24 protein-coding genes are annotated in these 25,157 nt (G+C 71.9%); 19 read left to right on the top strand and 5 right to left on the bottom strand.

All coding sequences use genetic code 11. The annotated features are described in order from the left end of the window. The first annotated feature begins 12 nt into the window (after window positions 1-12). The 6 genes from murD (at window position 13) to K1T34_RS52650 (ending at window position 7,233) form a co-directional block, all read left to right on the top strand. Window positions 13-1,416 (top strand): UDP-N-acetylmuramoyl-L-alanine--D-glutamate ligase, encoded by a 1,404-nt coding sequence (gene murD / locus K1T34_RS52675; RefSeq protein ID WP_220247875.1) that lies wholly within the window; start codon window positions 13-15, stop codon window positions 1,414-1,416. Next, window positions 1,403-2,908 (top strand): putative lipid II flippase FtsW, encoded by a 1,506-nt coding sequence (ftsW, locus tag K1T34_RS52670; RefSeq protein ID WP_220242232.1) that lies wholly within the window; start codon window positions 1,403-1,405, stop codon window positions 2,906-2,908. The genes murD and ftsW overlap by 14 nt, the downstream gene beginning before the upstream one ends. Beyond that, a complete protein-coding gene (murG, locus tag K1T34_RS52665) occupies window positions 2,905-4,029 on the top strand; it encodes an undecaprenyldiphospho-muramoylpentapeptide beta-N-acetylglucosaminyltransferase (RefSeq protein WP_220242231.1) in 1,125 nt (374 codons plus the stop codon). The genes ftsW and murG overlap by 4 nt, the downstream gene beginning before the upstream one ends. Further along, complete coding sequence (gene murC, locus K1T34_RS52660) at window positions 4,022-5,431, top strand: UDP-N-acetylmuramate--L-alanine ligase (protein WP_220242230.1); 1,410 nt, start codon at window positions 4,022-4,024, stop codon at window positions 5,429-5,431. Before murG ends, murC begins: the two co-directional genes overlap by 8 nt. After that, on the top strand, window positions 5,428-6,297 hold the full coding sequence (locus K1T34_RS52655; protein WP_220242229.1) for a cell division protein FtsQ/DivIB: 870 nt from the start codon (window positions 5,428-5,430) through the stop codon (window positions 6,295-6,297). Before murC ends, K1T34_RS52655 begins: the two co-directional genes overlap by 4 nt. 102 nt (window positions 6,298-6,399) lie before the next feature. Then, window positions 6,400-7,233: an NAD(P)H-binding protein gene (locus tag K1T34_RS52650; RefSeq protein ID WP_220247874.1), complete on the top strand. Its 834-nt coding sequence runs from the start codon at window positions 6,400-6,402 to the stop codon at window positions 7,231-7,233. 77 nt (window positions 7,234-7,310) lie between these two features. Here K1T34_RS52650 and K1T34_RS52645 read toward each other — a convergent pair whose 3' ends face one another. Together K1T34_RS52645 and K1T34_RS52640 are read right to left on the bottom strand one after the other, a co-directional pair. Beyond that, window positions 7,311-8,519 (bottom strand): MFS transporter, encoded by a 1,209-nt coding sequence (locus K1T34_RS52645; RefSeq protein WP_220242228.1) that lies wholly within the window; start codon window positions 8,517-8,519, stop codon window positions 7,311-7,313. Between the two features lie 394 nt (window positions 8,520-8,913). Next, entirely contained in the window at window positions 8,914-9,348 is a 435-nt protein-coding gene (locus K1T34_RS52640) for an OsmC family peroxiredoxin (protein WP_220242227.1), read from the bottom strand. Between the two features lie 134 nt (window positions 9,349-9,482). On the opposite strand from K1T34_RS52640, the gene K1T34_RS52635 reads away from it, so the two are divergent. Next, window positions 9,483-9,992: a DinB family protein gene (locus K1T34_RS52635; RefSeq protein ID WP_220242226.1), complete on the top strand. Its 510-nt coding sequence runs from the start codon at window positions 9,483-9,485 to the stop codon at window positions 9,990-9,992. On the opposite strand, the gene K1T34_RS52630 is transcribed toward K1T34_RS52635, so the two are convergent. Continuing rightward, a complete protein-coding gene (locus tag K1T34_RS52630; protein WP_220247873.1) occupies window positions 9,979-10,764 on the bottom strand; it encodes a DUF1295 domain-containing protein in 786 nt (261 codons plus the stop codon). The two genes, K1T34_RS52635 and K1T34_RS52630, sit on opposite strands and share 14 nt — an antisense overlap. Beyond that, window positions 10,764-12,050: a cyclopropane-fatty-acyl-phospholipid synthase family protein gene (locus tag K1T34_RS52625; RefSeq protein WP_220242225.1), complete on the bottom strand. Its 1,287-nt coding sequence runs from the start codon at window positions 12,048-12,050 to the stop codon at window positions 10,764-10,766. The genes K1T34_RS52630 and K1T34_RS52625 overlap by 1 nt, the downstream gene beginning before the upstream one ends. Before the next feature lie 82 nt (window positions 12,051-12,132). On the opposite strand from K1T34_RS52625, the gene K1T34_RS52620 reads away from it, so the two are divergent. The 11 genes from K1T34_RS52620 (at window position 12,133) to K1T34_RS52570 (ending at window position 22,806) form a co-directional block, all read left to right on the top strand. Further along, window positions 12,133-13,416, top strand: a complete 1,284-nt coding sequence (locus K1T34_RS52620; RefSeq protein ID WP_220242224.1) for an NAD(P)/FAD-dependent oxidoreductase — start codon at window positions 12,133-12,135, stop codon at window positions 13,414-13,416. Beyond that, window positions 13,410-14,156, top strand: coding sequence for a DUF1365 domain-containing protein (locus tag K1T34_RS52615; RefSeq protein ID WP_220247872.1), 747 nt, complete (start codon window positions 13,410-13,412; stop codon window positions 14,154-14,156). Before K1T34_RS52620 ends, K1T34_RS52615 begins: the two co-directional genes overlap by 7 nt. Continuing rightward, a complete protein-coding gene (gene sigK / locus K1T34_RS52610; protein WP_220242223.1) occupies window positions 14,149-14,757 on the top strand; it encodes an ECF RNA polymerase sigma factor SigK in 609 nt (202 codons plus the stop codon). The genes K1T34_RS52615 and sigK overlap by 8 nt, the downstream gene beginning before the upstream one ends. After that, a complete protein-coding gene (locus K1T34_RS52605; protein WP_220242222.1) occupies window positions 14,754-15,518 on the top strand; it encodes an anti-sigma factor domain-containing protein in 765 nt (254 codons plus the stop codon). Before sigK ends, K1T34_RS52605 begins: the two co-directional genes overlap by 4 nt. 306 nt (window positions 15,519-15,824) lie before the next feature. Then, window positions 15,825-17,126: a cell division protein FtsZ gene (ftsZ, locus tag K1T34_RS52600; RefSeq protein WP_220242221.1), complete on the top strand. Its 1,302-nt coding sequence runs from the start codon at window positions 15,825-15,827 to the stop codon at window positions 17,124-17,126. A gap of 87 nt (window positions 17,127-17,213) precedes the next feature. Continuing rightward, on the top strand, window positions 17,214-17,921 hold the full coding sequence (gene pgeF, locus K1T34_RS52595; RefSeq protein WP_220242220.1) for a peptidoglycan editing factor PgeF: 708 nt from the start codon (window positions 17,214-17,216) through the stop codon (window positions 17,919-17,921). A gap of 70 nt (window positions 17,922-17,991) precedes the next feature. Next, window positions 17,992-18,726 carry a YggS family pyridoxal phosphate-dependent enzyme gene (locus K1T34_RS52590; protein WP_220242219.1) on the top strand — a complete coding sequence of 245 codons (735 nt, stop codon included), beginning with the start codon at window positions 17,992-17,994 and terminating at the stop codon, window positions 18,724-18,726. A gap of 80 nt (window positions 18,727-18,806) precedes the next feature. Next, window positions 18,807-19,403, top strand: coding sequence for a cell division protein SepF (locus tag K1T34_RS52585; protein ID WP_220242218.1), 597 nt, complete (start codon window positions 18,807-18,809; stop codon window positions 19,401-19,403). Window positions 19,404-19,529: 126 nt separating this feature from the next. After that, window positions 19,530-19,805, top strand: a complete 276-nt coding sequence (locus K1T34_RS52580; protein WP_091616814.1) for a YggT family protein — start codon at window positions 19,530-19,532, stop codon at window positions 19,803-19,805. Between the two features lie 52 nt (window positions 19,806-19,857). Next, a complete protein-coding gene (locus tag K1T34_RS52575; protein WP_220242217.1) occupies window positions 19,858-20,706 on the top strand; it encodes a DivIVA domain-containing protein in 849 nt (282 codons plus the stop codon). Window positions 20,707-22,032: 1,326 nt separating this feature from the next. Next, on the top strand, window positions 22,033-22,806 hold the full coding sequence (locus K1T34_RS52570) for a hypothetical protein (protein WP_220242216.1): 774 nt from the start codon (window positions 22,033-22,035) through the stop codon (window positions 22,804-22,806). A gap of 12 nt (window positions 22,807-22,818) precedes the next feature. On the opposite strand, the gene K1T34_RS52565 is transcribed toward K1T34_RS52570, so the two are convergent. Further along, window positions 22,819-23,556 (bottom strand): helix-turn-helix transcriptional regulator, encoded by a 738-nt coding sequence (locus K1T34_RS52565; RefSeq protein WP_220242215.1) that lies wholly within the window; start codon window positions 23,554-23,556, stop codon window positions 22,819-22,821. Between the two features lie 66 nt (window positions 23,557-23,622). Between K1T34_RS52565 and K1T34_RS52560 the strand changes: the two genes are divergently transcribed. Further along, complete coding sequence (locus tag K1T34_RS52560) at window positions 23,623-24,966, top strand: MFS transporter (protein WP_220242214.1); 1,344 nt, start codon at window positions 23,623-23,625, stop codon at window positions 24,964-24,966. Window positions 24,967-25,157: the final 191 nt, after the last annotated feature.

Below are 25,157 nucleotides of genomic sequence, written 5' to 3'. Positions count from 1 at the left end.
GACAGGGAACTCCTGCTCGAAGGCAAGAACGTGCTCGTGGCCGGCGCTGGTGTCACCGGGAAGTCGGTGGTGCCGGTCCTGCGGGAGCTGGGCGCCCATGTGACGGTCACCGACGGCAACGCCGAGCGGCTCGAAGAGCTGGCGGGCCTCGGCGCCGAGCTGGTGCCGGGCCTCAGCGCTCCGCCGCCGGGCACCGTGCTCGTGGTGACGAGCCCGGGCTGGCGGCCCACGTCGCCGCTGCTGGCCGCCGCGGCCGCCGCCGGTGTCGAGGTGATCGGCGACGTCGAGCTGGCCTGGCGCGTCGGGCAGCTGCGCGAGCGGCCGCCGTCGTGGCTGGTGATCACCGGCACGAACGGCAAGACCACCACCGTCGGCATGCTCGAATCGATGCTGCGTGCGGGTGGCGTCGACGCCGTGGCCTGCGGGAACGTCGGCTACGCGGTGCTCGACGCCGTGCGGGCCGGCCACGCCGTGCTCGCCGTGGAGCTGTCCAGCTTCCAGCTGCACTGGTCCTCGACGCTCGCGCCCGACGCGTCGGTGGTGCTCAACCTCGCCGAGGACCACATCGACTGGCACGGCTCGATGGAGGAGTACGGCGCCGCGAAGGGCCGGGCCCACGAGCGCTCGCGCGTGGTCGTGCACAACGCCGACGACGAATGGTCGACGCGCATCGCCGAGGAGCACGCGCCCGAGAGCGCCCGCCGCGTCGGATTCCGCCTGGACACGCCGTACGCCGGCGAGCTGGGGCTGGTCGAGGACCTGCTGGTGGATCGCGCCTTCGTCGCCGATCCCGCCACGAGCGCGGAAGAGCTGGCGACCATCGCCGACGTCCGCCCGGCCGGGCCGCACAACGTCGCCAACGCGCTGGCCGCAGGCGCCCTCGCGCGCGCCCACGGCGTGTCGCCCGAGGCCGTGCTCAAAGGGTTGCGCGAGTACCAGCCGGCGCCGCACCGCGCTCAGGAGGTCGCCGAGATCGGCGGCGTGCGCTACGTGAACGACTCGAAAGCCACCAACCCCCATGCCGCGGGCGGTTCGCTGCGGGCCCACGAGAGCATCGTGTGGATCGCCGGGGGCCAGCTCAAGGGCGCCGCGGTCGACGAACTCGTGGCCTCGATCGCTGGCAGGCTGCGCGGAGTTGTGCTACTCGGCGTGGATTCACCCGTGATCGCAGCCGCTGTTGCGCGACACGCGCCGGATGTCCCGGTGAACCGCCTCCGTCCGGGTGACGATGAACCCATGACTGCGGCGGTGGATGCGGCCAGCGCGATGGCTCACCCTGGTGACGTGGTGCTGCTCGCGCCCGCCGCCGCCTCGTTGGACATGTTCCGCAACTACGGCGAGCGCGGCGACGCGTTCATCGCGGCGGTGCGTGTCCTCGCGGGCGGTGCGGCGGGGGCGGCGAATGACGGTAGTTGACGAGAAGCGGACCCAGGACCGGCCCGAGCGGCCGAACCGGCGCGAGCGCAAGGTAAGCCCGTTCGTGGCCTTCCGGACCGCGCTCACGGCCTGGCTCTCGCGGCCGCTGGCGTCGTTCCACCTCGTGCTCGCCCTCACCGGGGTGCTCACCGTGATCGGCATCGTGATGGTGCTGTCGGCGTCGTCGGTCGCCTCCTACGACCCGACCACCGGCAGCAGCGTGTACTCGCTGTTCTACCGCCAGCTGATGTTCGTGGCGATCGGCACCGTGGTGTTCTGGGTCGGTCTGCGGATCAAGCTCGAGCGCGTCCGCCGGATGTCGGCGACCATGGTGGTGATCTGCCTCGGCTTGCTGATGCTGGTGCTCACGCCGCTGGGGTCCACCGTGAACGGCTCGCAGGGTTGGTTCAAGCTCGGCGTGTTCACGTTCCAGCCGGTGGAGGCAGCGAAGGTCGCGCTGGCGTTCTGGGGCGCGCACATCCTGGTGATCAAGTACAACGTGATCCACCAGTGGCGCCACTTGCTCGTGCCGGTCGTCCCGGTCGCACTCGTGATGTTCGCCCTGGTCATGCTGCAACCCGACCTCGGCGGCACGGTCACCCTCGCCGTGGTGCTGCTGGCTCTGCTGTGGTTCGCCGGCGCACCCAAACGGCTCTTCGGCGTGATCATGGCCGGTGGTCTGGCCGGCGTGCTGGTGCTGGCGATCATCGCGCCGTACCGGCTCGACCGCGTGCTGTCGTTCCTCTCGCCGGACACCGACCTCAGCTCCGCCGGTTACCAGGCCAACCAGGCGAAGCTCGCGCTCGCCGACGGCGGCCTGTTCGGCAAGGGCCTCGGCCAGGGCGCCTCCAACTGGGGCTACCTGCCCAACGTGCAGAACGACTTCATCTTCGCGCTCGTGGGCGAAGAGCTCGGCTTCGTCGGCTGCGCCGTGGTGCTCGCCCTGTACTCGCTGGTCGCGGTGGTCGGGCTGCGGATCGCGACGCGCAACATCGACCCGTGGATCCGGATCGTCGCGGGGACGCTCACGATGTTCCTGGTCGCGCAGGCCGCCATCAACATCGGCTACGTCGTCGGCCTGCTGCCCGTCACGGGCGTCACGCTGCCGTTGATCTCCTACGGCGGCACCTCGCTGCTCATCACGATGCTCATCATGGGCGTGCTGGCCAACGCCGCCCGGCACGAACCGGAGGCGGTGGCCGCGCTGCGTTCGCAGGGCCCGGGTAAATTCGGACGCCTGCTGAGGCTGCCCGCGCCCGACCCGTACCGCCCGCCCACGACCACCCGCAAGGGACTGGCCGGGCGGGGGACCGGTTCGGGGGCCAAGGCGGCCCGGCCGGCGCCACGCGCGGCCCGGCCCGCACCGGCGCAGGAGCGCCGCAGGTCGGTCCGCCAGCCGACGCGGCGCAGCACTGCCGCACGGACGAACGCGGCGCGGACAACAGCGAACCGCGGTGCCAGGGGTACCGCGAACCGGAGAGGTCATTGGTGAGTAACCCCGTCAAGGGAGCCGAGCGATCCCCCTCGGGCAAGGTGCCCGTGGTGGTCGTCGCCGGAGGTGGCACCGCAGGACACATCGAACCCGCCCTCGCCTTGGCCGACGCCGTCATGCGGCTGCGCCCCGACGCGAAGGTGATCGCGCTGGGCACGGCGCGCGGCCTGGAGAACAAGCTGGTGCCTGCTCGCGGCTACCCGCTGGAGCTCATCCCGCCGGTGCCGATGCCGCGCAAGCCGACCCCGGAGCTGCTGCGGCTCCCGCTGAAGGTCCGCGACTCCGTGCGCCGGACCCGCGACGTGCTGGAGCGCGTCGGCGCCGACGTCGTGGTGGGCTTCGGCGGCTACGTCGCGCTGCCCGCGTACCTCGCCGCGCGGGGCCGCACGCCGATCGTGGTGCACGAGGCCAACAAGTCGCCGGGCCTGGCCAACAAGGTGGGCGCCCGCTTCGCCGCGCGCGTCGCCGTCGCCGTGCCGGGCACGCCGCTGCCGAAGGCCGAGGTCGTCGGGATCCCGCTGCGCCGGTCCATCACGACGCTCGACCGCGCCGCGCTGCGCGCCGAGGCCCGCAGGTTCTTCGACCTCGACCCGGACGCCCCGACGCTGCTGGTGTTCGGCGGCTCGCAGGGCGCGCAGTCGATCAACAGCGCCGTGTCCGGCGCCGCGAAGGAGCTGGCCGAGGCCGGCGTCGGCGTCCTCCACGCCCACGGTCCGAAGAACACCCTGGTGGTGCAGGAGTTCCCGGGCAAGCCGGCCTACGTGCCGGTGCCCTACCTGGAACGCATGGACCTCGCCTACGCCGCGGCCGACGTGGTGCTGTGCCGCTCGGGCGCGATGACCGCGGCCGAGGTGTCCGCCGTCGGGCTGCCCGCGGTGTTCGTGCCGCTGCCGCACGGCAACGGCGAGCAGGCCGTGAACGCCCGTCCCGCCGTCGACGCGGGCGCCGCTTTCCTGGTGCCCGACGGGGAGCTCACCCCGGCCAAGGTGGCCGAGCTGGTCGTGCCGCTGATCACCGACGCCGCGCGCGTCGCGAAGATGAGCGAGGCCGCCGTGGGGATGGGACACCGCGAGGCCGACGAGACGCTCGCCAAGATCGTGCTGGAGGCCGCAGGTGCCTGAGCTGCCCGAAGAACTGCGCCGCGCGCACCTGATCGGCATCGGCGGAGCCGGCATGTCCGGCATCGCGCGGATCCTGCTCGCCCGCGGGGCGGCCGTGTCCGGTTCGGACGCCAAGGAGTCGCGCGCGGTGCTGTCGCTGCGCGCCCAGGGCGCCGAGCTGTTCGTGGGCCAGCGCGCGGAGAACCTCGTCGCGCTCGCCGAAGCCCCGTCGGCCGTCGTGGTGTCCACGGCGATCAAGGAGTCCAACCCGGAGCTGGCCGCGGCCCGTGCGCGCAACATCCCTGTGCTGCACCGTGCGCAGGCGCTCGCGGGGTTGATGGAGGGCCACCGCGTGGCCTGCATCGCCGGTACGCACGGCAAGACGTCGACCACGTCGATGCTCACTGTGGCGCTGCAGCACTGCCGGCTCGACCCGTCGTTCGCGATCGGCGGCGACCTCAACGAGTCGGGTGCCAACGCGCACCACGGCGAGGGCGGGCTCTTCATCGCGGAGGCCGACGAGAGCGACGGCTCGTTCCTGACGTACTCGCCGTCGGTCGCGGTGGTCACCAACGTCGAGCCCGACCACCTCGACCACCACGGCACGGCCGAGGCTTACGTGAAGGTGTTCACCGAGTTCGTCGGCCGCCTGCAGCCGGGTGGGCTGCTCGTGGTGTGCGCCGACGACCCGGGCGCCGCGAAGCTGGGCGACGAGGCCGCGGCCGAGGGCGTGCGCGTGCGCCGCTACGGCCGCACCGCCATCGGCGCGGGCGACGCACGCGTGCTCGACTACAAGCCCGCCCCGGACGGCGGCCAGGTGCGGCTTTCGCTCGACGGCGAGGAACTCGACCTGCGCGTGGCGGTGCCGGGCGAGCACATGGCGCTCAACGCGGTCGCGGCCCTGCTGGCCGGGCTCGAGCTGGGCGCGCCCGCGGCCGGCCTGGCCGAGGGGCTCGCCGCGTTCGGCGGGGTGCGCCGGCGCTTCGAGTTCAAGGGCCGCTCCGGCGATGTCCGCGTGTACGACGACTACGCCCACCACCCGACCGAGGTGGCCGCGCAGCTCAAGGCCGTGCGCACGGCGGCCGGGCTCGGCCGGGTGCTCGTGGTGTTCCAGCCGCACCTGTACTCGCGCACGCAGACGTTCGCGGCGGAGTTCGCCGAGGCGCTGTCGCTGGCCGACGAGGTCGTGGTGCTCGATGTGTACGGCGCTCGCGAAGAGCCGGTGCCGGGCGTGACGGGTGCGCTGATCGCCGACCGCGTGACGAGCCCGGTGCACTACCAGCCCGCGTTCGACCTCGCGGCGAAGCTCGTGGCCGACCTCGTGAAGCCGGGTGACCTCGTGGTGACCATGGGCGCGGGTGACGTGACGCAGCTGGGCCCGGAGATCCTGGCCGAGCTCGATCGGAGGACCGCGGGCGCATGACGTCGACCAGGGAGCGCCGCAACCCGCCCTCGTCCGAAGAGGACGAGCGGGATCGCGCTGCCCTGGCCAGGGCCCGGCGGGGGCGGCGTTCCGAAGAGGAGCGCCGCCGTACCCGTTCGAGCCGCTCGGCGGCCCCGCGCTCGGGCCGGGCGACTCGGGCGGAGAGCCTGCGCGCGCGTCCGACGCGGAAGAAGGAGATCCGGCGCCGCTGGGTCGCGCTGCTTCTGGTCGTCACGCTCGTGGGTCTGGGATACCTGCTGTTCTTCAGCTCCATGCTCGGGGTGAAGGACGTGGCGGTTCAGGGCGCGAAAGCGGTGTCGGCGGAGCAGATCCGGGCCGTCGCCGCCGTGCCGGCCGACAAGCCGATGCTGCTCGTCGATGTCGACGGGATCCGCGACCGAGTGGCGGAGATGCCGGGTGTCGCGACCGTGGACGTGTCGCGCTCGTGGCCCAACACCGTGGAGATCACGGTGACCGAGCGCACGGCCATCGCGTTCTTCGACAGCGGCCCGGGTGGCGACGGGGTGCACCTCGTCGACGGCGGCGGGGTCGTGTTCAAGACCGTGAAGACGCGCCCGGCGGGGCTGCCGGAGCTGAAGCTGCCGAAGGTGTCGGCCGACGATCCGGTGACGCGTGCGGTGACCGCGGTGCTCGGCGTGATCCCGCAGGCCCTGCTCAAGCAGGTCACCACCGCGACGGCCCAGACGCCGGCCAGCGTCCAGTTCACCCTCACCGACGGCAAGACCGTCCGCTGGGGCGACGCCGGCAAGACCGACCGCAAGGCGAAGGTGCTGGCCGCCCTGCTCACGCAGAAGGGCAAGGTCTACGACGTCTCGGCCCCCGAGCTGCCGACCATCACGTCCTGACCTCGTCTTTCCGACTGGCACCATCTTCTCCGTATGCTGTACGCTGTTTAATTCCGTACGGCATACGAGAGGCTGTGGCAGATGAGAAGAGGCGGGGGCAGCATGCCGATCCTGGTGACGGGTGCGACCGGAAACGTCGGGCGGCTCGTGGTCGACGAACTCCTGGCCCGCGGCGTGGCGGTGCGCGCGCTGACGAAGGACCCAGTGCAGGCGGCGCTGCCGGCCGGGGTCGAGGTGGTCGTGGGGTCGCTCGCGCGGCCGTCGACGCTGCCGCAGGCGCTCGAAGACGTCGAGGATGTGTACCTCGCGCCGATGGCGCGCACGGTCACGCGGTTTTGCGAGCTCGCCGCCGAGGCGGGAGTGCGGCGGGTGGTCGCGCTGTCCGGCAGCAGTGTCGGGGACGTGCAAGCCGGATCGAGCGGGCCGGAGTTTGCGGCGGTGGAGGCCGCCGTGACGAAGGCCGGGTTCGCCCGGACGTTCCTGCGGCCGGGGGTGTTCATGGCGAACTCGCTCGGCTGGGCGCATTCCGTGCACACGCACGGGGAAATCCGCACCGCGTATGCGGAAGCGGCGCAGACGCCGATCGACCTGGCCGACATCGCGGCCGTCGCCGCGCACGTGCTCACCACCGAAGGCCATGACGGGCAGACTTATGTCCTCAATGGACCGGAGGCGCTCACGTTGCGGGAGATGGCCGGGAAAATCGCCGCGGCGCTGGGCCGCGAGGTGCCGTTCGTGGAGCTGACCCGGGAGCAGCAGCGCGCCGAGTGGGTCGAGCTGGGGATCCCGGGGGAGATCGCCGACTGGCTGCTCGACGGGTTCGCCGCCGCGGTGGCGCGGCCGGAGGCGCCGACCGGCGTGGTCGACGACCTGCTGGGCCACCGCGGCGTGACCTACGCCGAGTGGGCCGCGCGACACACCGGCGCGTTCTCCTGAGCGCGGGTCAGTTGACAGCGCTCAGTTGCGGGCGCTCGGTTGTCGGCGCTCAGTTATCAGCGCTCAGTTGTCAGCGCTCAGTTGTCAGCAGAGCGCCGTTCGGTTGTCCACCAGGCCAGCGCGATCAGCGGGATGACGGCGCCGAACACCGACACGGCCGTCCAGCCGCCCAGGTGGTAGAGGACCGAGCCGATCTCCGACCCGATCGCTCCGCCTACGAAGAACGTGGCCAGGTAGATGCTGTTCACGCGGGCGCGGGCGTTCGGGTCGAGCTGGTAGATCACGTGCTGGCCCGACACCATCGTGGTCTGCACGGCCATGTCGAGGGCGATCGCCCCCACGGCGAGCAGGATCACGCTGTGCGCGCCGAACCCGCCGACGGCGAACGCCACCGCGCACAGCAGGAAGGACGCGCCGGTGGCCACGCGGCCGTGGCCGTGGTCCGCCCAGCGCCCGGCCAGCGGCGCGATCGCCGCCCCGGCCGCGCCGACGAGCGCGAACAGCCCGACGCCCAGCTGCGAGTAGTGGAACGGCGCGGAGGTGAGCACGAACGCGATCGTGGTCCAGAAGGCGCTGAACACCGAGTAGAGCGCGGCCTGGTACAGCGCCCGGCGGCGCAGCGCCGGGTGGTCGCGGGCGAGCCGCAGCGTCGAGCGCAGCAACTCTCCATAGTGGACGGACGTCTTCGGCGCGCGCCGCGGCAGGCTGAAGCGCAGTGCCACGGCGAGGATCGCCATCAGTCCGGCCGAGATCAGGAACACGACCCGCCAGGTCGTGACCTCGGCCATCAGGCTCGCCGCGACGCGGGAGAGCAGGACGCCGAACAGCAGCCCGCTCATCACCCGCCCGACGATGCGCCCGCGCACGGCGTCGGGCGTGAGGTCGGCCGTGAGCGGGATCAGGATCTGCACCACCACCGACGTCGAGCCGGCGATGAGCGACGCGATCAGCAGCACGGAGAACTGCGGCGCGAGGCCGGTGGCCACGAGCCCGGCGCACGCGATGGCCAGCAGCAGTGACACCAGGCTGCGGTTCTCGACGCGGTCGCCGAGCGGGACGATCAGCAGCATGCCCGCCGCGTAGCCGATCTGGGTGGCGGTGACCACACCGCCGGCCGCGGCCTCACCGACGCCGAACGTGGTCCGCAGCTCGTTGAGCAACGGCTGCGCGTAGTAGAGGTTCGCGACTGTCAGTCCACAAGAGACGGCGAGCAACAGGACGAGCCACGAGGGTGGCGCCTGCTGGGGCGCCGCGGGGGACGTGGTCTCGGCTTCGGGCTGGGCCACGGGCACCTCGTTCTCGACAACCGGAACAACCGGTTCCCGATTCTAACAGCCGGTAACCGGCGGCCCGGGGTGATCTTCGCGACCCGGAACCGTTTGCGCGCCGCCGGTTTCCGCCCGGCGTGTCCGGGTTACCCGGAGTGCACTCCGGCCACTGTGGACAGTCGTGGGCTCGTCGCCGCGGCCGGAGCGGCCGCCCGCGGGCAGGCGCGGGGATGGCCGTGGGCCGGCAAGGGGAGCGAGTCGCCGGCGGTCCGCGTGAGGTTGCCGGGCCCTTCTGCCGCAGCCGATCGTGAAGCCCGGCTGCCCTGGCGGCAAACGGGTTGGTAAGCCGCGCGGGGACCGGACAGAGCGGTGAAAGCCCCTCCGGCCGGAGGGGCTTTCACCGCCTGGTGAATCAGACGAGCGCCGCGTCCATCGTGATCGTGGTGCCGGCGAGCGCCTTGGTGACCGGACAGGTCTTCTCGGCGGTCTCGGCCAGCTCCGCGAACTGCTCCGGCGTCACGCCGTCGAGCTTCGCGCGCAGGGTGATGGCGATGCCGCTGATCTCGAAGCCGCCGCCCTGGGCCGGGCCGAGCGTGACCTCGGCGGAGACGTCGATGGACTCCGCTTCGAGCTTCTGCGACTCCAGCACGCCCGACAGGTTCATCGCGAGGCACGAGGAGTGCGCGGCGGCGATGAGCTCTTCGGGACTGGTCTGGCCGTCGGGGTTGCCCGAGCGGGTGGGGAACGACACGTCGAACGTGCCGGCGTTGGACGAGTCGAGCGTGACCTCGCCCTTGCCCTTCTGAAGTCCGCCGGTCCAGTGGGTCGTCGCGTCGCGGCTGGGCACAACTGCCTCCTCGGTGCTGGATCCCCCGGGGTGGGGGATCGCTGTGGTTCGCCTTCCATGAAGATAGTGCGCAATCAGATTGCGCGCAATATATCTGACGAAAAAAGGTTGCCCGGTGCGGAAGGCTGCACCTCGTGACCACGCCACCGGAACGCCCCGACCCGCCCATGGACGCCGACGAGCGCACCCAGCTCACCGGTTTCCTCGACTTCCTCCGCGCGAGCGTCGTGTGGAAGTGCGGCGGGCTCACCGACGAGCAGGCCCGCCGCCGCCACCTGCCCAGCGAGCTGACCACCATTGCCGGCCTGCTCGGGCACCTCACGCTCGTGGAGAACTACTGGTTCCGCGTGGTGCTCGACGGTCAAACCGACGAGTGGGAAGAGGCTCTGGAGCTCGACCGCGACGCCGAGTTCCGCGTGGCGCTGACGACCCCGATCGAGCAGCTCGTGGCCGGCTACGAAGCCGAGGTCGCGCGCTGCCGCGAGGTCGTGGCGGCGCGCGAGTTCACCGACACCGTGCTCTTCAAAGGCGACCGGCAGCTCAACGTGCGCTGGGTCGTGACGCACATGATCGAGGAGACCTCCCGCCACCTCGGCCACCTCGACCTGCTGCGCGAGCTGACCGACGGTCTCACCGGCGAGTGAGCTTCTTCGGCGGCAACGGGAAGAACCCGCTGGTGCGCTCCACGTACGTCGCGTAGCCCGGCCGCGTGCGCGCCATGCCCTTCTCCAGTATCGGTTTCCCGGTGCCGCGGGCGAGGGTGAACGTCATGGCGATCGGCGAGAGGACCGTCGCCGCGCCGGGCCACGTCGAGCACGCCAGCAGGTAAAGGCCCCACCACACGCAGGCGTCGCCGAAGTAGTTCGGGTGCCGCGTGTAGCGCCACAGCCCGGTGTCGAGCACCTCACCGCGGTTGCCCGGGTCCGCGCGGAAGCGGCTCAGCTGGGCGTCGCCGACGGACTCGAACGTGAAGCCGAGCACCCACACCGCGACGCCGATCCAGCCGAGCACGCCGAGGCCGGTGCCGTACATCGCGAACTGCACCGGCAGCGAGACGAACCAGAGGATCACGGCCTGCAGGAGGTAGACGCGGACGAAGATCCGCACCCCGGGGTTGTCGCCGGCGCGCTCGACCATCCGCTGGTAGCGCGGGTCCTCGCCACCGCCGCGGTTGCGCACGTGCAGGTGGACGGCGAGCCGCACGCCCCACACGACCGTGAGCGCGGCCGTGACCAGCCGCAGCACGAGTGGTCCGCTGCCCAGCGGGAACGCGACCACGGCGACCAGGGCGAACCCGAGCCCCCAGAACGTGTCGATGGTGTCGTAGCGGCCGCGCAGGCGGGCGATCCCGAACGTCACCGTCACCGCCACCAGCACCACGCCGGCGGTGATCGCGACGAGCGGGCCGAGGCCGATCACGCCCACTCCCGCGTGGACGGCAGCTCGCTGCCGCCGGTTTCGGTGGGCCGCACGGCCAGGATCTGGTCCACGCCCATGCGGTTCTCCTCGAACGCCAGCGCGCCGCCGACGAGGTAGAGCCGCCACACGCGCGCCTCCACCTCGCCGACCAGCGCGACGGCCTCGGCCCAGTGGAACTCCAGGGTCTCGGCCCACTCGCGCACGGTCGTCACGTAGTGCTCGCGCAGCGCGTGCACGTCGCGGATCTCGAACCCGGCCGTCTCGAGGTGCCCGAGCGTGCGGCTCAGCGGCCGCATCGTCATGTCCGGGGCGATGTAGCGCTCGATGAACGCGCCGCCGCCGGGCGCTGTGTCCCCGGCGCGCCCGCGCGACATCTGCTGCAGCACGAGCCGCCCGGCCGGGTTGAGCATGCGGAACAGCGTATTCGCGTACGTCGGATAGTTCTCTTCGCCGACATGCTCGCCCATCTCGACCGACGCGACGGCGTCGAACGGCCCGTCGGTCAGCTCCCGGTAGTCCTGCTGCCGCACCTCGACACGGTCTTCGAGGTCGTGCTGGGCCAGGCGCCCTCGCACGTACTGCACTTGCTCCGCCGACAGCGTCACGCCCACCGCGTGCACGCCGTGGTGCTTGGCCGCGTGCACCAGCAGCGAACCCCAGCCACAGCCGACGTCGAGCAGCCGCATGCCGGGGCGCAGGCCGAGCTTGCGGCAGATCAGCTCCAGCTTGTCGTGCTGCGCCTGCGCGAGGCCGTAGCCGGGTGCAGGTGGGTTTCCGGACGTCCAGTAGCCCGACGAGTAGGCCATCGAGTCGTCGAGCAGCAGCTGGTAGAAGGCGTTGGACAGGTCGTAGTGGTGGGCGATGGCCGACCGGTCGCGCCGCAGGCTGTGCAGCACGCCGGTCAGCCTCGCCTCCTCCACCGGCGGTTTCGGCGGCGGGCCCAGCACGCCCAGGAGCGCGGCGAGCCCGGCCGCACCGGCCCAGTCCCGCGGGGCGAGCTGCACCCTCCTCAGCTCGCCCGAGCGGGTCAGCGCCCAGATCCGCCGGAACCCCTCGGTGAGGTCTCCTTCCACGTCGAGGTCGCCCGACACGTACGCGCGCGCCAGGCCCAGCTCGCCCGGTGCGTAGAGCAGCCGGCGCAGCGCGCGGCGGTTCTTCAGGACGACGGTCGGGCCCTCGGGACCCACGCGCTCGCCGTCCCACGTGCGGACGGCGATCGGCAGCGGCGCGCCGAGGAGGCGTTCGACGAAGGTGGCCAAGCGGTTCGCGGTGCTGTTCGGCATACCCGGGGTTCGGAGCCCTCCGCCGCGCGGATGGGTCCCGATTCCCACCAATCCACATCGGCACCGGTCCCGAATCCCTGCCGTGCACCAGACCACGGGACACCCCACAGGACACCGCATCGCTGTCATCGGCAGCGGGGTCGCCGGCCTCACCGCCGCCTACTTGCTGCAGCGCCGCTACGAGGTGCTGCTGTTCGAAGCCGACCCGCGGCTCGGCGGGCACGCCCACACCCACGACGTGCCCAGCGCCCACGGCGGCACGATCGGCGTGGACTCCGGCTTCATCGTCCACAACGAACGCACGTACCCGACGCTGCTGCGCCTGTTCGGCGAGCTCGGTGTGCGCACCCGCGAGACCGAGATGTCGATGAGCATCCGCTGCGACGGCTGCGGCCTCGAGTACGCCGGCGCGAAGGGCGTGCGCGGCCTGTTCGCGCAGCGGCGCAACGCCACCGACCATCGCTACCTGCGCATGCTCACGGAGGTCAAGCGCTTCCACTGGCACGCGGCGCGGCTGCTGCAGCGCGAGGACGCCGGCGACGTGGGCCTCGGCGCGTTCCTCGCGATCGGCGGGTACTCGCGCTACTTCGTGGACCACTTCGTGCTGCCGCTCGTGTCCACCGTCTGGTCCGCCGACCGCACCGACACGCTGAAGTACCCGGCGCGCTACCTGTTCGAGTTCCTGCGCAACCACGGGATGCTCACGGTGAAGAACTCGCCGGCGTGGCGGACGGTCGAGGGCGGCTCGCGCGAGTACGTGGAGCTGGCCGCGAAGCAGCTCACCGCCGTGCACCTGTCCACGCCGGTGCGCTCGGTGCGGCGGACCGCGCGTGGCATCGAGATCCGCGACGACGCCGACACCCGCCACCGCGTCGACCGCGTCGTGGTCGCCACCCACGCCGACCAGGCGCTGCGGCTGCTGGCCGACCCGACGCCCGCCGAGCGCGAGGTGCTCGGCGCGTTCCGCTATTCCCGCAACGACGCCTGGCTGCACACCGACACGAGTGTGCTGCCGCACGCCGAGGCCGCGCGGTCCGGCTGGAACTACCGCACGCCCGTGTGCGGCGCGGGCAGCGACGCCGTGCAGGTGAGCTACGACATGAACCGCCTGATGCGCCTCGACGAACCCACCGGCTACGTCGTCACGCTCAATCCGCGGGCCGAGCCCGACGCGTCGTCCGTCGTCGCGAAGATGACGTACGAGCATCCTGTGTACACGCCGGAATCGGTTGCGGCGCAACGGAAGCTCGCCGCGTTGAACGACAGGGTGATCGCCTACGCCGGCGCCTACCACGGCTGGGGGTTCCACGAGGACGGCTGCTCGTCGGGCGTCCGCGCGGCCGGGAGCTTCGGGGTGGGCTGGTGACCGCCGCGCTGTACGACGCCACGGTCGGCCACGTGCGCCGCGCCGACCCGCCGCACGCGTTCGTGCACAAGCTGTACCTGTGGCTGACCGACCTCGACTCGCCGCCGCGGCTGCCGTGGTGGCTGCGCCCCTTCGCGACCTTCGACGGCCGCGACCACTTCGACCCCGGCGACGCGGGCGGCATCCGGTCCAAACTGGACCGCTGGCTCGCCGACCGCAGGGTGGACCTGCGCGGCGGGCCGGTGACGATGCTCGCGTCGGCGCGCGTGCTGGGGTACGTGTTCAACCCGATCACCGTCTACTGGTGCCACACACCGGACGGGGCGCTCGAGTGCGTCGTCACCGAGGTCCACAACACCTACGGCGGCCGGCACGCGTACCTGCTTCGCCCCGACGCGGCGGGCGAGTCCCGCGCCGAGAAGGAGTTCTACGTGTCACCGTTCCAGGAGATGGCGGGGGAGTACCGCATGCGCCTGCCGCGGCCTGACGCGCTGCTTGACCTCACCGTCGCCTTGCATCACCGTGCCCAAAACAGTGACACCGCGCCGTTGCTCGCTACGCTGCGAGGAGTCCGGAGGCCGGCCGGCCCGCGTTCGCTCGCGCGGCTCGTGCTCGGCCGGCCCCTGCAGCCGCAGCGCGTGGCGGCCCTGATCCGCCGCCACGGCGTCACGTTGTGGCTGCGCAAGGCCCCGGTGGCCACCCGGACCCCGCAGAACTCGTCAGGAGCGCTCCATGGATGAGACCGCCCGCCCGCGCCCGGTCGCGGCCGTGCCGGTGGGCGCCGAGCAGGCGGCGCCCACCGCCGAAGACCTCATGGCCCAGGTCGCCAAGGGCGACGAGCGCGCGTTCGAGCTGCTCTACGACCAGCTCGCGGGACCGGTCTACGGCCTCGTGCGGCGGATCGTGCGCGACTCGGCGCAGTCGGAGGAGGTGACGCAGGAGGTGCTCGTCGAGCTCTGGAAGACCGCCACGCGCTACTCGCCCGAGAAGGGCAGCGCGCTCAACTGGGCGATGACACTGGCACACCGCCGCGCCGTGGACCGCGTGCGGTCCGCGCGGGCCGGCACCGAACGCGAGCAGAAGGCGACGTTCGAGGCCGCGCGCGGCCGGCCGTTCGACGAGGTGGCCGAGTCGGTCACCGCCCGGCTGGAGCGCTCGCAGGTGCGCCGCTGCCTCAAGTCGCTCACGGAGCTGCAGCGCGAGTCGGTGCTCCTGGCGTACTACCAGGGCTACACCTACCGCGAGGTCGCCGACGTGCTGGCGACTCCGCAGGGGACGATCAAGACGAGGGTGCGCGACGGGCTGATCCGGCTGCGCGACTGCCTGGGGGTGACCGCGTGAACTCGCCGGAGATGCACACGTTGACCGGTGCGTACGCGCTCAACGCCCTGTCGGACACCGAGCGCGCCCTGTTCCGCCGGCACCTCGAGCAGTGTGTGGCCTGCGCACAGGAGGTCCGCGAGCTGCGGGCCACCGCGGCCCGGCTCGGCGCGGCGATGGCCGAGGAGCCGCCCGCGTCGTTGAAGCAGCGCGTGCTCGCCGAGATGCGCTCGACACCGCAGCTGCCGCCGTTGTCCGGGCCGGAGCCCGGGGAGCGTTCGCGCGGCCGGCGCCGCTGGCCGCTGATCCTGGCCACGGCGGCCGCGGTCGTGGGCCTCGCGCTCGCCGGTGTGTTCGGCGGGCTCGCGGTGACCACGCAGGGGCGCCTCGACGCGGCGCAGTCGCAGCTGGACCAGGCGCGCGTGCGCTACCAGCCCGTCGCGGACATCCTGGCCGCGCCGGACGCGCAGGCGATCCACGGCACCGCGCCCGGCGGGGGCGGGGGCACGGTGGTCGTGTCGAAGCAGCTCGACCGCATGATGTTCATGGAATCGGACCTGCCGCCGTATCCCGCGGGGCACGTCTACCAGGCGTGGCTGATGGGCCCGAACCTCGCGCCGCGCCCGGCCGGGCTGCTGCCGGGCGGACCCGCGGGTTCGCTGGTGGTGGCCGACGGGCTGGCCAGCGCGAATCAGTTCGCGATCAGCGTGGAGCAGGCCGGCGGCTCGCCGACCGGAAAGCCTTCGGATGACGTGGTTCTCGTGATGTCGATGCCCGCCTGATCTCGTGCTGACCTGCCGGGAGTGGCGGTACCGGTTTCCCGCCGGTGCCGCCGCTCTGGTGTTTTCCGGGTGCCATAGCAGACGAGTGGATCACGGGGTGATCGGGTTCCCGGCCTTGCGCACTCGTTCGCGTTGTGGCAAAACACCTTTGCGGCACACGGCGTGGCTACTGGATTAGAGCCTGCCTGGTGCCTACCGTCCTGCTCTAACGCCGGTGGTTGACATAACTCTCATTCTCGGGTTGAGGGTCAGGGTTGCGGCCCCGGCGGGCAGCACGAGCACATCACGATCAGGAAGGCGGCCACGATGACGCCCCCGCACAACTACCTTGCGGTGATCAAGGTCGTCGGCATCGGCGGCGGCGGCGTGAACGCCGTGAACCGGATGATCGAGGTCGGCCTCAAGGGCGTCGAGTTCATTGCGGTGAACACCGACGCGCAAGCACTGCTCATGTCCGACGCCGACGTCAAGCTCGACATCGGCCGCGAGCTGACGCGCGGTCTTGGTGCCGGCGCCGCCCCCGAAGTGGGGCAGAAGGCCGCCGAGGACCACCGCGAGGAGATCGAAGAGGTCATCAAGGGCGCCGACATGGTGTTCGTGACCGCCGGCGAGGGCGGTGGCACCGGCACCGGTGGCGCCCCCGTTGTCGCGCAGATCGCCCGCAAGCTGGGCGCGCTGACCATCGGCGTGGTGACCCGCCCGTTCACCTTCGAGGGCAAGCGCCGCGGCAAGCAGGCCGAGGACGGCATCCAGTCGCTGCGCAACGAGTGCGACACGCTGATCGTGATCCCGAACGACCGGCTGCTGCAGCTCGGCGACATCGGCGTGTCCCTCATGGACGCGTTCCGGTCGGCCGACGAGGTGCTGCTGTCCGGTGTCCAGGGCATCACCGATCTGATCACCACGCCCGGTCTGATCAACCTCGACTTCGCCGACGTGAAGAGCGTGATGTCCGGCGCGGGGTCCGCGCTCATGGGGATAGGGTCCGCACGCGGTGAGGGCCGCGCCATCCAGGCGGCGGAGAAGGCGATCAACTCGCCGCTGCTCGAAGCGTCGATGGACGGCGCCCACGGCGCGCTGCTGTCGATCGCGGGCGGCTCCGACCTGGGCCTGTTCGAGATCAACGAGGCCGCGTCGCTGGTGCAGGAGTCGGCGCACCCCGACGCCAACATCATCTTCGGCACGATCATCGACGACTCCCTCGGCGACGAGGTCCGCGTCACGGTGATCGCGGCCGGCTTCGACGCCGGCGCGCCCACGCACAAGAAGCTCGACCCGCCGGCGTTCGGCTCGCGCTCGGGCGGCACCACGGCGTCGGCCTCGGCCGGGCACGTGGGCGGCTCACAGTCGCCCGCTCCGTCGGGTGGCGCCACGCCGGTGCCGCCGGCGAGCAGCTCCGGGTACCCGGTGGCGCCGCCGCGCACCCAGCCGCCGCTGCCACAGCCCGGCACCCCGCCGGGCGGCCTGCCCCAGCCGGGCGGCGGCTCGCGCGGTTACTCGCCGATCGGCTCCGGGCCCACGTCCGGCAGCCTGCCGAGCCGTCCGGCCACGGTGCACGACGACCCGTCGGACGACGAGGTCGACGTGCCGCCGTTCATGCGCCGGTAGGAAATCCAGGATCGCGGCCGAAGGCCACCTCGACCGACGTCGAGGTGGCCTTCGGCGTGTTCTGGCGTGCTTTGGAAGGATGGCCGGGTGCGAGTACGACGAGTCGTGACGACCAGGGCGGGCGGGGCTTCCCGGCCGCCGTACGACAGCTTCAACCTCGGCGACCACGTCGGGGACGAAGAGGGCAACGTCTTCGCGAACCGCAAGCGGCTGGCTTCCGAGCTCGGCCTGGCGGAGGAGCGGCTGGCGTGGATGGAGCAGGTGCACGGCCGCACGGCCACCGTGGTGGACGGCACAGAGACCCGGGCGGCGGAGGCCACCGACGCGCTGGTGACGGACAAGCCGGGCGTCGCGCTCGTGGTCCTCGTCGCCGACTGCGTGCCGCTGCTGCTGGCCGACCCCGAGGCGGGCGTGGTCGCGGCGGTGCACGCCGGACGCGCGGGCGCGCGCATCGGCGTGGTCCCGGCGGCGGTGGAGGCCATGCGCGGCCTCGGCGCCGAACCGGCCCGCATCGAGGCACTGCTCGGCCCGGCGATCTGCGGTGCGTGTTACGAGGTGCCCGCCGACATGGCGGCCGACGTCGAGAAGCACGTGCCCGGAAGCGCCTGCAAGACCCGCCAGGGCACGGCGGGGCTCGACCTGCGCGCCGGGCTGTGGCGTCAGCTGGCCGGGCTCGGTGTCGGGCGCATCGGCGTGGATCCGCGGTGCACGGCGGAGGACAAGACGCTCTTCAGCTACCGCCGCGACGGGACCACCGGCCGGATCGCCGGGATCACGTGGCTGGAGGCGGCGTGAGTACCGGATCGTGCCGGCCTGCTCGTGCCACCGACCGGGTGCGGGTGTCCCGCGAAACACCGGAGGCGGCATGAACGAGGCCGCCCGGCGGGACGAGCTGGCGGCCTCGCTGGCCGCGATCGTGGACCGGATCGCCGCGGCGTGCGCGGCCGCGGGACGCGCGCGTGACGAGGTGCGGTTGCTCGGGGTGACCAAGACCTTCCCGGCGTCCGACGCGGCGCTCCTCGTGGATCTGGGGCTGCGTTACCTGGCCGAGAACCGCGACCAGGAGGCCGGTCCCAAAGCCGTGGAGGTCGGGCAGCTGCGCCCCGACGCCGCGCCGCGCTGGCACATGGTCGGCAGCCTGCAGCGCAACAAGGCGCGCTCCGTCGTGCGCTGGGCGGCGGAAGTCCAGTCGGTCGACTCGGCGCGACTGGCCGACGCGCTGGGCCGCGCGGCGGGCACCGCGCGGGAGGCGGGGGAGCGGGCCGATCCGCTCGACGTCCTGATCCAGGTGAGCCTCGACGGCGACCCGGCGCGGGGCGGCACACCCCTGTCCGACGTCGCCGCGCTCGCCGACCACATCACTCACGTGGGTGAGCTCAGGTTGCGTGGCGTGATGGCCGTCGCACCCCGGGAAGAGGATCCGGGCAGGGCCTTTGCCCTGCTTGCCCACGTGTCGGAGCGACTTCGCAAAGATCACCCGATTGCCGCAGAAGTCTCCGCCGGGATGAGCCATGATCTCGAACAGGCGATCACGCACGGCTCGACGTGTGTGCGTGTCGGAACCGCACTGCTCGGTGGGCGCGGTTTAGCCTCGCCGTAGGGAGTCCGCGTGGCCGTCACGTTTCGTGATCGGTCGGGTGGGGTAGCACGGTGCGGGAGCGGTTAGGGCTAGGGAGAGGCATGAGCGCGCTGCAGAAGCTGAAGGCCTACTTCGGGATGGTGCCCGCGGACGAGGACGGCTACGACGTCGAGGACGAGGACTACCGGCGTGACTACGACGACGAGTACGACTCCTACGACGAGCCGCCGGCGCGATCGCGCTCACGGTACCGTGAGACCGATGACACGTACGACGAGCCCGCTCCGCGGGCCCGATCACGGTCGGTCACCGCTGCGGAACCGACTACGCACGGCGCTCTCGCCGTGGACCGCCAGCCCGAGCCCGTCGCCCGGCTGCGGCCGGTCACCGAGCCCGTGCGCGCACCCGTCCGCGATCCGTTGAGCCGCATCACCACGCTGCACCCGACGAGCTATGTCGAGGCGCGAGCGATCGGCGAGCACTACCGCGAGGGCATCCCCGTGATCATCAACCTCACGGAGATGGAGAACGCGGACGCCAAGCGGCTCGTCGACTTCGCCGCGGGGCTCGCGTTCGCGCTCCGGGGGTCGATGGACAAGGTCACCAACAAGGTGTTCCTTCTCTCACCGCCGGATGTCGACGTGACCGCGGAGGACCGCCGGCGGATCGCCGAGGGCGGACTTTTCCTGCGCAGCTGAAGTGCGGCTGAAGTCCGGCGGACCGCTGGGCGCAGCCAGACGTGATTTTGTCGACTCGGCGCCACGCCGGGGCCGCTTGCTGCGACTTCCCCCGGCGTCCCCCGCTAGAGTGGTCGAGTGAATGCTGTGTGGCTGGTGGTCTGGTACGTGCTGTTCGCCTTCTGGCTTCTGTTGACGGCGCGTATCGTGATCGAGCTCGTGCGGACCTTCGCACGAGAGTGGCGTCCCGCCGGAGGGGTTGCGGTCACGCTCGAGACCATCTACACAGTGACCGACCCGCCGGTTCGTCTGTTCAGACGAATGATCCCGATGGTTCGGATCGGCGGGATGGGACTGGACTTATCGATTATGGTTCTGCTGTTGGTTGTGTTCTTCGCGATGCAACTGGCAACTCCCAGGTGATCGGGGAAACTTGGGTGGACCCTGCAGGCCATGGAGTGCGTGAGGTGATCTGATGTCGTTGACCCCCGCTGACGTGCATAACGTCGCGTTCAGCAAGCCGCCCATCGGCAAGAGGGGCTACAACGAGGACGAGGTGGACGCGTTCCTCGACTTGGTGGAGACCGAGCTTGCCCGGTTGATCGAGGACAACAACGAGCTGCGTCAGCAGGTCGAACAGCTCGACAACGAGCTGGAATCGACCCGGGGCGAGCTCGAGAACGCGAAGGCGAGCGGTCCTCCGCCGGTGCGGGACGAGCCGTCCCGCCGCCTGGCGCCCGTGCCGCCGCCGGCTTCGGCGATGGAGCAGACGCAGGCGCACTCGATGGTCGGCGACAGTGGTGAGCCGAACGTGCAGGCCGCCAAGGTCCTCGGCCTCGCCCAGGAGATGGCCGACCGGCTGACCGCCGAGGCGAAGACCGAGTCCGACGGCATGCTGGCGGAGGCGCGGACCAAGTCCGAGCAGCTGCTTTCCGACGCCAGGGCGAAGTCCGACTCGATGGTCAACGAGGCGCGCACCCGCGCCGAGACCATGCTGAACGACGCGCGTACGCGCGCCGAGACGCTCGAGCGCCAGGCGCGCGACAAGGCGACCACCATGGAACGCGAGTCGCAGCGCAAGTACACCGAGACGATGAACAACCTGAACGCCGAGAAGGGTTCGCTGGGCAAGAAGATCGAAGAGCTGCGCACCATCGAGCGCGAGTACCGCACTCGCCTGCGCGGCTTCCTCGAGTCCCAGCTGCGCGAACTCGACGATCGCGGCTCCGCGGCCCCGGCCTCGGCGTCGTCGAACTCGGGCCAGTCCTCCGGCTCCAACAGCGGCCAGGGCTACTCCTTCGGCCCCCGCGCCGAAGCCGGCTGAGGTTCTTCGCTCGTCTGAGTCTCTGACTTGGCTGACGCCCCGCCTGATCCTGGTTGCCCGGGATCCGGCGGGGCTTCGTCATGCGCGTCGACAGGGCGGGCGTCCTGCGGTTTCCGCATTTTCGGTAGTCAGTCAGTGGCAATTCGTGATCGGCGTTTTCGACGGCCCCGGAATGCCCCTGCGCATTCGGTGATGGAATGCGCACGGAATGTCGCGAGCGTGAATTTCGGGGTGGGCTTTTGGGTCGGGAAACTGCCCGTTCGGGCCGACCTTGATCGCGAGTTTTTCCGGTGTGGCCTGGCGATTTTCCGGTATTGGTTCGGAGTGGTGCGCACGGAGTGCGCCGGACCGCTCGCGCTCTGCGAGACCGGGGTGCGCTCGGTCCGCTTTGGCGGCGCCCGACGCGCCCGGGGTCCGGACCGACTTTCCGTGACCTGAGCCTCGCTCGACTCGCGAGCGCCGGTTGCTGGGAGCCGGCCGGTTCGGCGAGCGCGGGGACCCACGGCCGGCAGGTGCCCTCGACGCACCCGACTCGTGAGAGCTTCGGCTCGTCGGGTGCGGCCGGGTGGAGTGTTCGGGTTGGCCGGTTCGGGCGTTGCGCCCGACCCAGGTGCCGTCGCGGGCCCGTGCAGGGGTCGCCGAAGCAGGTCGCGGCTGGCAGCCTCACGCGCCCGACCCGGTGGAGCTGCGCGGGTGGAGTGATCGGGTTAGCCGGTTCGCGCGGCGTGCCCGCCCCAGGTGCCGTCGCGGTCGTGCAGGACTCGCCCAAGCGGGGCTTGACGGGTGCGGTGCCACCGCCGCCGGTGATCGACCGCCGGGCGAGTCTTGCGGCTGGGTGAAAGTGGTCTTCCTTGGCGGGTGGTCGTGGCACCCGTGGTCGGTGGCGGCGCCGGACCGGCACAGGTCGGCTTGCCTCGCGCGCCCGGTGGCCGGCCGGGGCGGTGTCCTGGCTGATTCGGGTTGTGCCCGGCCCGGGCGCTGTGGCTCGGCGCGAGTACTCGACCGCCGGGCGAGTTCGGGGTGCTGCCGGTTGGTGCGGCGAAGCTGGTGGCGCCCGCGGTCCGCGGTGGCGCCGAACACCGGCGGGAGCGGCGCGCCCGGTCGGTCCGGTGTTGTGGTGGATCGCCGGTTTGTGCGGTTCGGCGCAAATGATCAACCGCTTGGCGACTGGGGGACGGCGGGTGAGTGGTGGGTGGTCGTCGCTGAGGGTGGTGTGGATCTTGGGGGCGGGTGCGGCGGTGGAGTGGCCACGGAATGCAGCCGGTGCAGTACCCGGCGTGGGCGGGTCGTGTCCCGGGATCCGGGTTTCGCGTGCTGTAATTCAGCGTGCTCTACATCGTCCTCGTTCTGGTGCTGGCGGCGCTCGCGCTGCTCGTCACGGCGCTCATCACGGCAAGCTCGCTGTGGGCGTGGGTCTCGATCGGCCTGTCGGTGCTCGCCGGGCTGATCCTGCTCGTGGACTGGCTGCGGCGGCGCAACCGCCCCGAGCCGGGCGAGGCCAAGGCGGCCGTCGAGGACGCCGGAGTGGGTGAGAAGGCCGCCAAGGTCGAGAACTTCGACGCCGAGCAGACCGCGCTGCTGCCTTCGAGGGGCGAGCTCGGCAACCCGGCCGACGTGCCCGAGCCCGAGATCGAGCCGGCACCGGAGGCGGAGTCCGAAACCGCGCCCGCGCCTCAGCCGGCCGGAGCCGCTGCAGACAGCGATGCCACTGCGGACACCTCCGCAGCCAAGGAGACCGCGACCGCCGAGTCGGCGACCGCCGCGACCACCGAAACCGCGACCGCCGTGACGGCTGCGACGGCCGCTACCGCTACCGCCGGGACGGCCGAGACAGCGACCGCGTCCGCCACCGAAAAGGCGCCCGTCCGCGAAACCCCGCCCGCCGAGGAAAACACGAGCGCCGAGGACCTGGCGGTCGTCAAGGAGCTCGAGGACTTGGTCGTGGTGGTCGACGAGTACCCCCGCTACCACCTCGTCGACTGCCCCTGGCTCTCCGGCCGCGACACCATCCCCATCGGCGTCGGCGAAGCGCGCCAGCTCGGCTTCACCCCGTGCGCGCGCTGCGGTCCCGACGCCGTCCTCGCCGCCGCGCACCGCTGACCGGCCGCGCCGCTAAATCCCCAGAATCTCGCCCAGCGCGGCGCTTCCCGCGGGCGTCAGCCGGACCGCGCGGTGGGCCTGAGTGCGGCGGCGCAGCCAGCCGGCGTCCAACAACCGCTCCGCAACGGCCGCACCGAGCGCACCCGCCAAGTGGTGCCGCTGTTCGCTCCAATCCAGACAGAAGCGCAACAACGGCCGCCGCGCCGCGGATGCCGCCGCAAGATCGACGCCCAAAGAAGTGAACACCGTCGGAGCCGCAGGCCCCAACGCATACGGATGATCCCGTAGCTGCGCGGAAATCCGGTCACCCGGCCGACGCGCAGTGCTCGGGTCACCGTCCACAGTGATCAGTGCGCCGTGCGAAACCAGGGCCGCCGTGATGGCGACGCCAAGCTGACCGGCGACGTGGTCGTAGCAAGTCCGCGCCGTGCGCAACGCGGCCGCCCGCGTGCCTTCGCGCAGCGAACGGACCGGTCGCGGCGGGGAGAACCGCGCCAGCGTCTCCAACAGCTCCGGGGCCGGGCCGGCGAGACGGTAGAAGCGGTGCCGGCCGGAGCGTTCGGCCGTGACGAGCCCCGCGTCCAGCAGCTTGGCCAGGTGGGAGCTCGCGCCCTGGGCCGACAGGCCCGCCTCGGCGGCCAGCACCGACGCGGCCAGCGCGCGGCCGTCGCCGAGGGCAAGCAGCACGCGGACCCTCGCCGGGTCGGCGAAGAGGGCCGCGGTCGCGGCGATGTCTGCGTCTCCGTCCACGACGTCCAGGGTGCACCCGCGACACTTCCACCGCGACGGAAGCGTCCACGGGGTCCACTGGACACCATGAGACCGGCGCTCCTGATCACCCTGTGCACCGGGATGTTCCTGGTGCAGCTCGACGTCACCGTCGTCAACGTCGCCCTCCCCACCCTCGGCGAGCAGCTCCACGCAGGACTGACCGCGCTGCAATGGGTCGTGGACGGCTACTCCGTCGTCCTCGCGGCGTTGCTGCTCGCGGGTGGCGCGCTGGGCGACGTCCTCGGCCACCGCGGCGTGGTGCTCACGGGGCTGGCGGTGTTCGGCGTCGCGTCCGCCGCGTGCGGGTTCGCCCAGTCCGCGTCCTGGCTGATCGCCGCCCGGGCCGTCCAGGGGATCGGTGCCGCGCTGCTGCTGCCGGGCACGCTCGCCGTGATCAACCAGCAGTGCCCGGATCCCAGCACCCGAGCCCGCGCCCTCGGCATCTGGGCCGGCGTGTCAGCGCTCGCCTTGCCCGCCGGCCCGCTGCTCGGCGGGGTGCTCGTCTCCCTTGCCGGCTGGCGGCCCGTCTTCCTGCTCAACGTGCCGATCGTCTTGGCGGCGGCGCTCGCCGTCCGGAAGCTGGTCCAACCCGGCGCCCGCACACCCGGCCGCATCGACCTGCCCGGCGCCACCACGGCCGCCCTCGCCCTCGGCGCCGGCGTCTACGCCGTCATCGGACGCCAGCCCGTCGCCGCCGTCATCGCTGTGACGGCAGCAGCGACATTCGTCGTGGTCGAGCATCGCTCCGCCGACCCGATGCTGCCCCTGGGCCTGCTCAAATCCCGCCGCACGGCGGGCGCCACGACCATCTCCGCCGCCATGAACTTCGTCGGCCTCGGCGCGGTCCTCGTCTTCACCCTTTACCTGCAGAGCGTGCTGCACCTGAAACCGCTCGACGCAGGACTCGCCCTGCTCCCGCTCTTCCTGCCACTGGTCCTGCTCGGCCCGTTCAGCGGCCGCCTCACCGCGAAACTCGGCCCCCGCCCGCCGATCATCGCCGGACTCCTCCTCGGCGCAGCCGGCCTCAGCGCACTCCTGCGCGTGGACACGGCGACGACCTACCCCACCCTCCTGCCCGCCCTCCTCGGCCTCGGCGCCGGCATGGGCCTGCTCACCGCCGCCGTCGTGACGGCCGCCGTCACCGACGCGCCTCCCGAACGCGCGGGCATCGCCGGCGGCGTCAACAACGCCGCCCGCCAAGCCGCCGGAGCCCTGGGCGTCGCCGTTTTCGGCGCCGTCGCGGGAGATCCGGCGAACCACCCGGCCTTCGTCCACGGCCTCCACACCCTCGGCGTCATCGCCGCCGCGCTGTGGCTCGCCGCCGCGGCCCTCGCCGCCGTCACGACCGGACCCCGGGCCACCGCAAACGCGGTTGCGCGCCCGGGCTAACCTGGTACCAGTAAGGCGTCGATCCGGCCATCACCGGGGAGCCTCCGGAAGAACGGGGCGCGTGCGTCCCCAGTAGACCCGGACGGGGCGGCCCGTCACAGCCGATGAACGAGTGGCCCGGCAGTACGAACGCCGGGCAAGCGGGGTGGTACCGCGTGACGCGCGAGCGTCTCGTCCCCGTGTGGGTGACC

Source organism: Amycolatopsis sp. DSM 110486, from assembly GCF_019468465.1.
Classification (GTDB): domain Bacteria; phylum Actinomycetota; class Actinomycetes; order Mycobacteriales; family Pseudonocardiaceae; genus Amycolatopsis.
The sequence above is the reverse complement of the archived record's forward strand: the minus strand, read 5'-3'. Positions and strand labels throughout refer to the sequence as shown.

What these genes read in the sequence shown, in the direction of transcription:
- ftsW (WP_220242232.1), top strand. Translation starts at nt 1,403, where the DNA reads ATGACGGTAGTTGACGAGAAGCGGACCCAGGACCGGCCCGAGCGGCCG.
- K1T34_RS52655 (WP_220242229.1), top strand. Translation starts at nt 5,428, where the DNA reads ATGACGTCGACCAGGGAGCGCCGCAACCCGCCCTCGTCCGAAGAGGAC.
- K1T34_RS52650 (WP_220247874.1), top strand. Translation starts at nt 6,400, where the DNA reads ATGCCGATCCTGGTGACGGGTGCGACCGGAAACGTCGGGCGGCTCGTG.
- K1T34_RS52625 (WP_220242225.1), bottom strand. Translation starts at nt 12,050, where the DNA reads ATGCCGAACAGCACCGCGAACCGCTTGGCCACCTTCGTCGAACGCCTC.
- sigK (WP_220242223.1), top strand. Translation starts at nt 14,149, where the DNA reads ATGGATGAGACCGCCCGCCCGCGCCCGGTCGCGGCCGTGCCGGTGGGC.
- ftsZ (WP_220242221.1), top strand. Translation starts at nt 15,825, where the DNA reads ATGACGCCCCCGCACAACTACCTTGCGGTGATCAAGGTCGTCGGCATC.
- K1T34_RS52590 (WP_220242219.1), top strand. Translation starts at nt 17,992, where the DNA reads ATGAACGAGGCCGCCCGGCGGGACGAGCTGGCGGCCTCGCTGGCCGCG.
- K1T34_RS52585 (WP_220242218.1), top strand. Translation starts at nt 18,807, where the DNA reads ATGAGCGCGCTGCAGAAGCTGAAGGCCTACTTCGGGATGGTGCCCGCG.
- K1T34_RS52575 (WP_220242217.1), top strand. Translation starts at nt 19,858, where the DNA reads ATGTCGTTGACCCCCGCTGACGTGCATAACGTCGCGTTCAGCAAGCCG.
- K1T34_RS52560 (WP_220242214.1), top strand. Translation starts at nt 23,623, where the DNA reads ATGAGACCGGCGCTCCTGATCACCCTGTGCACCGGGATGTTCCTGGTG.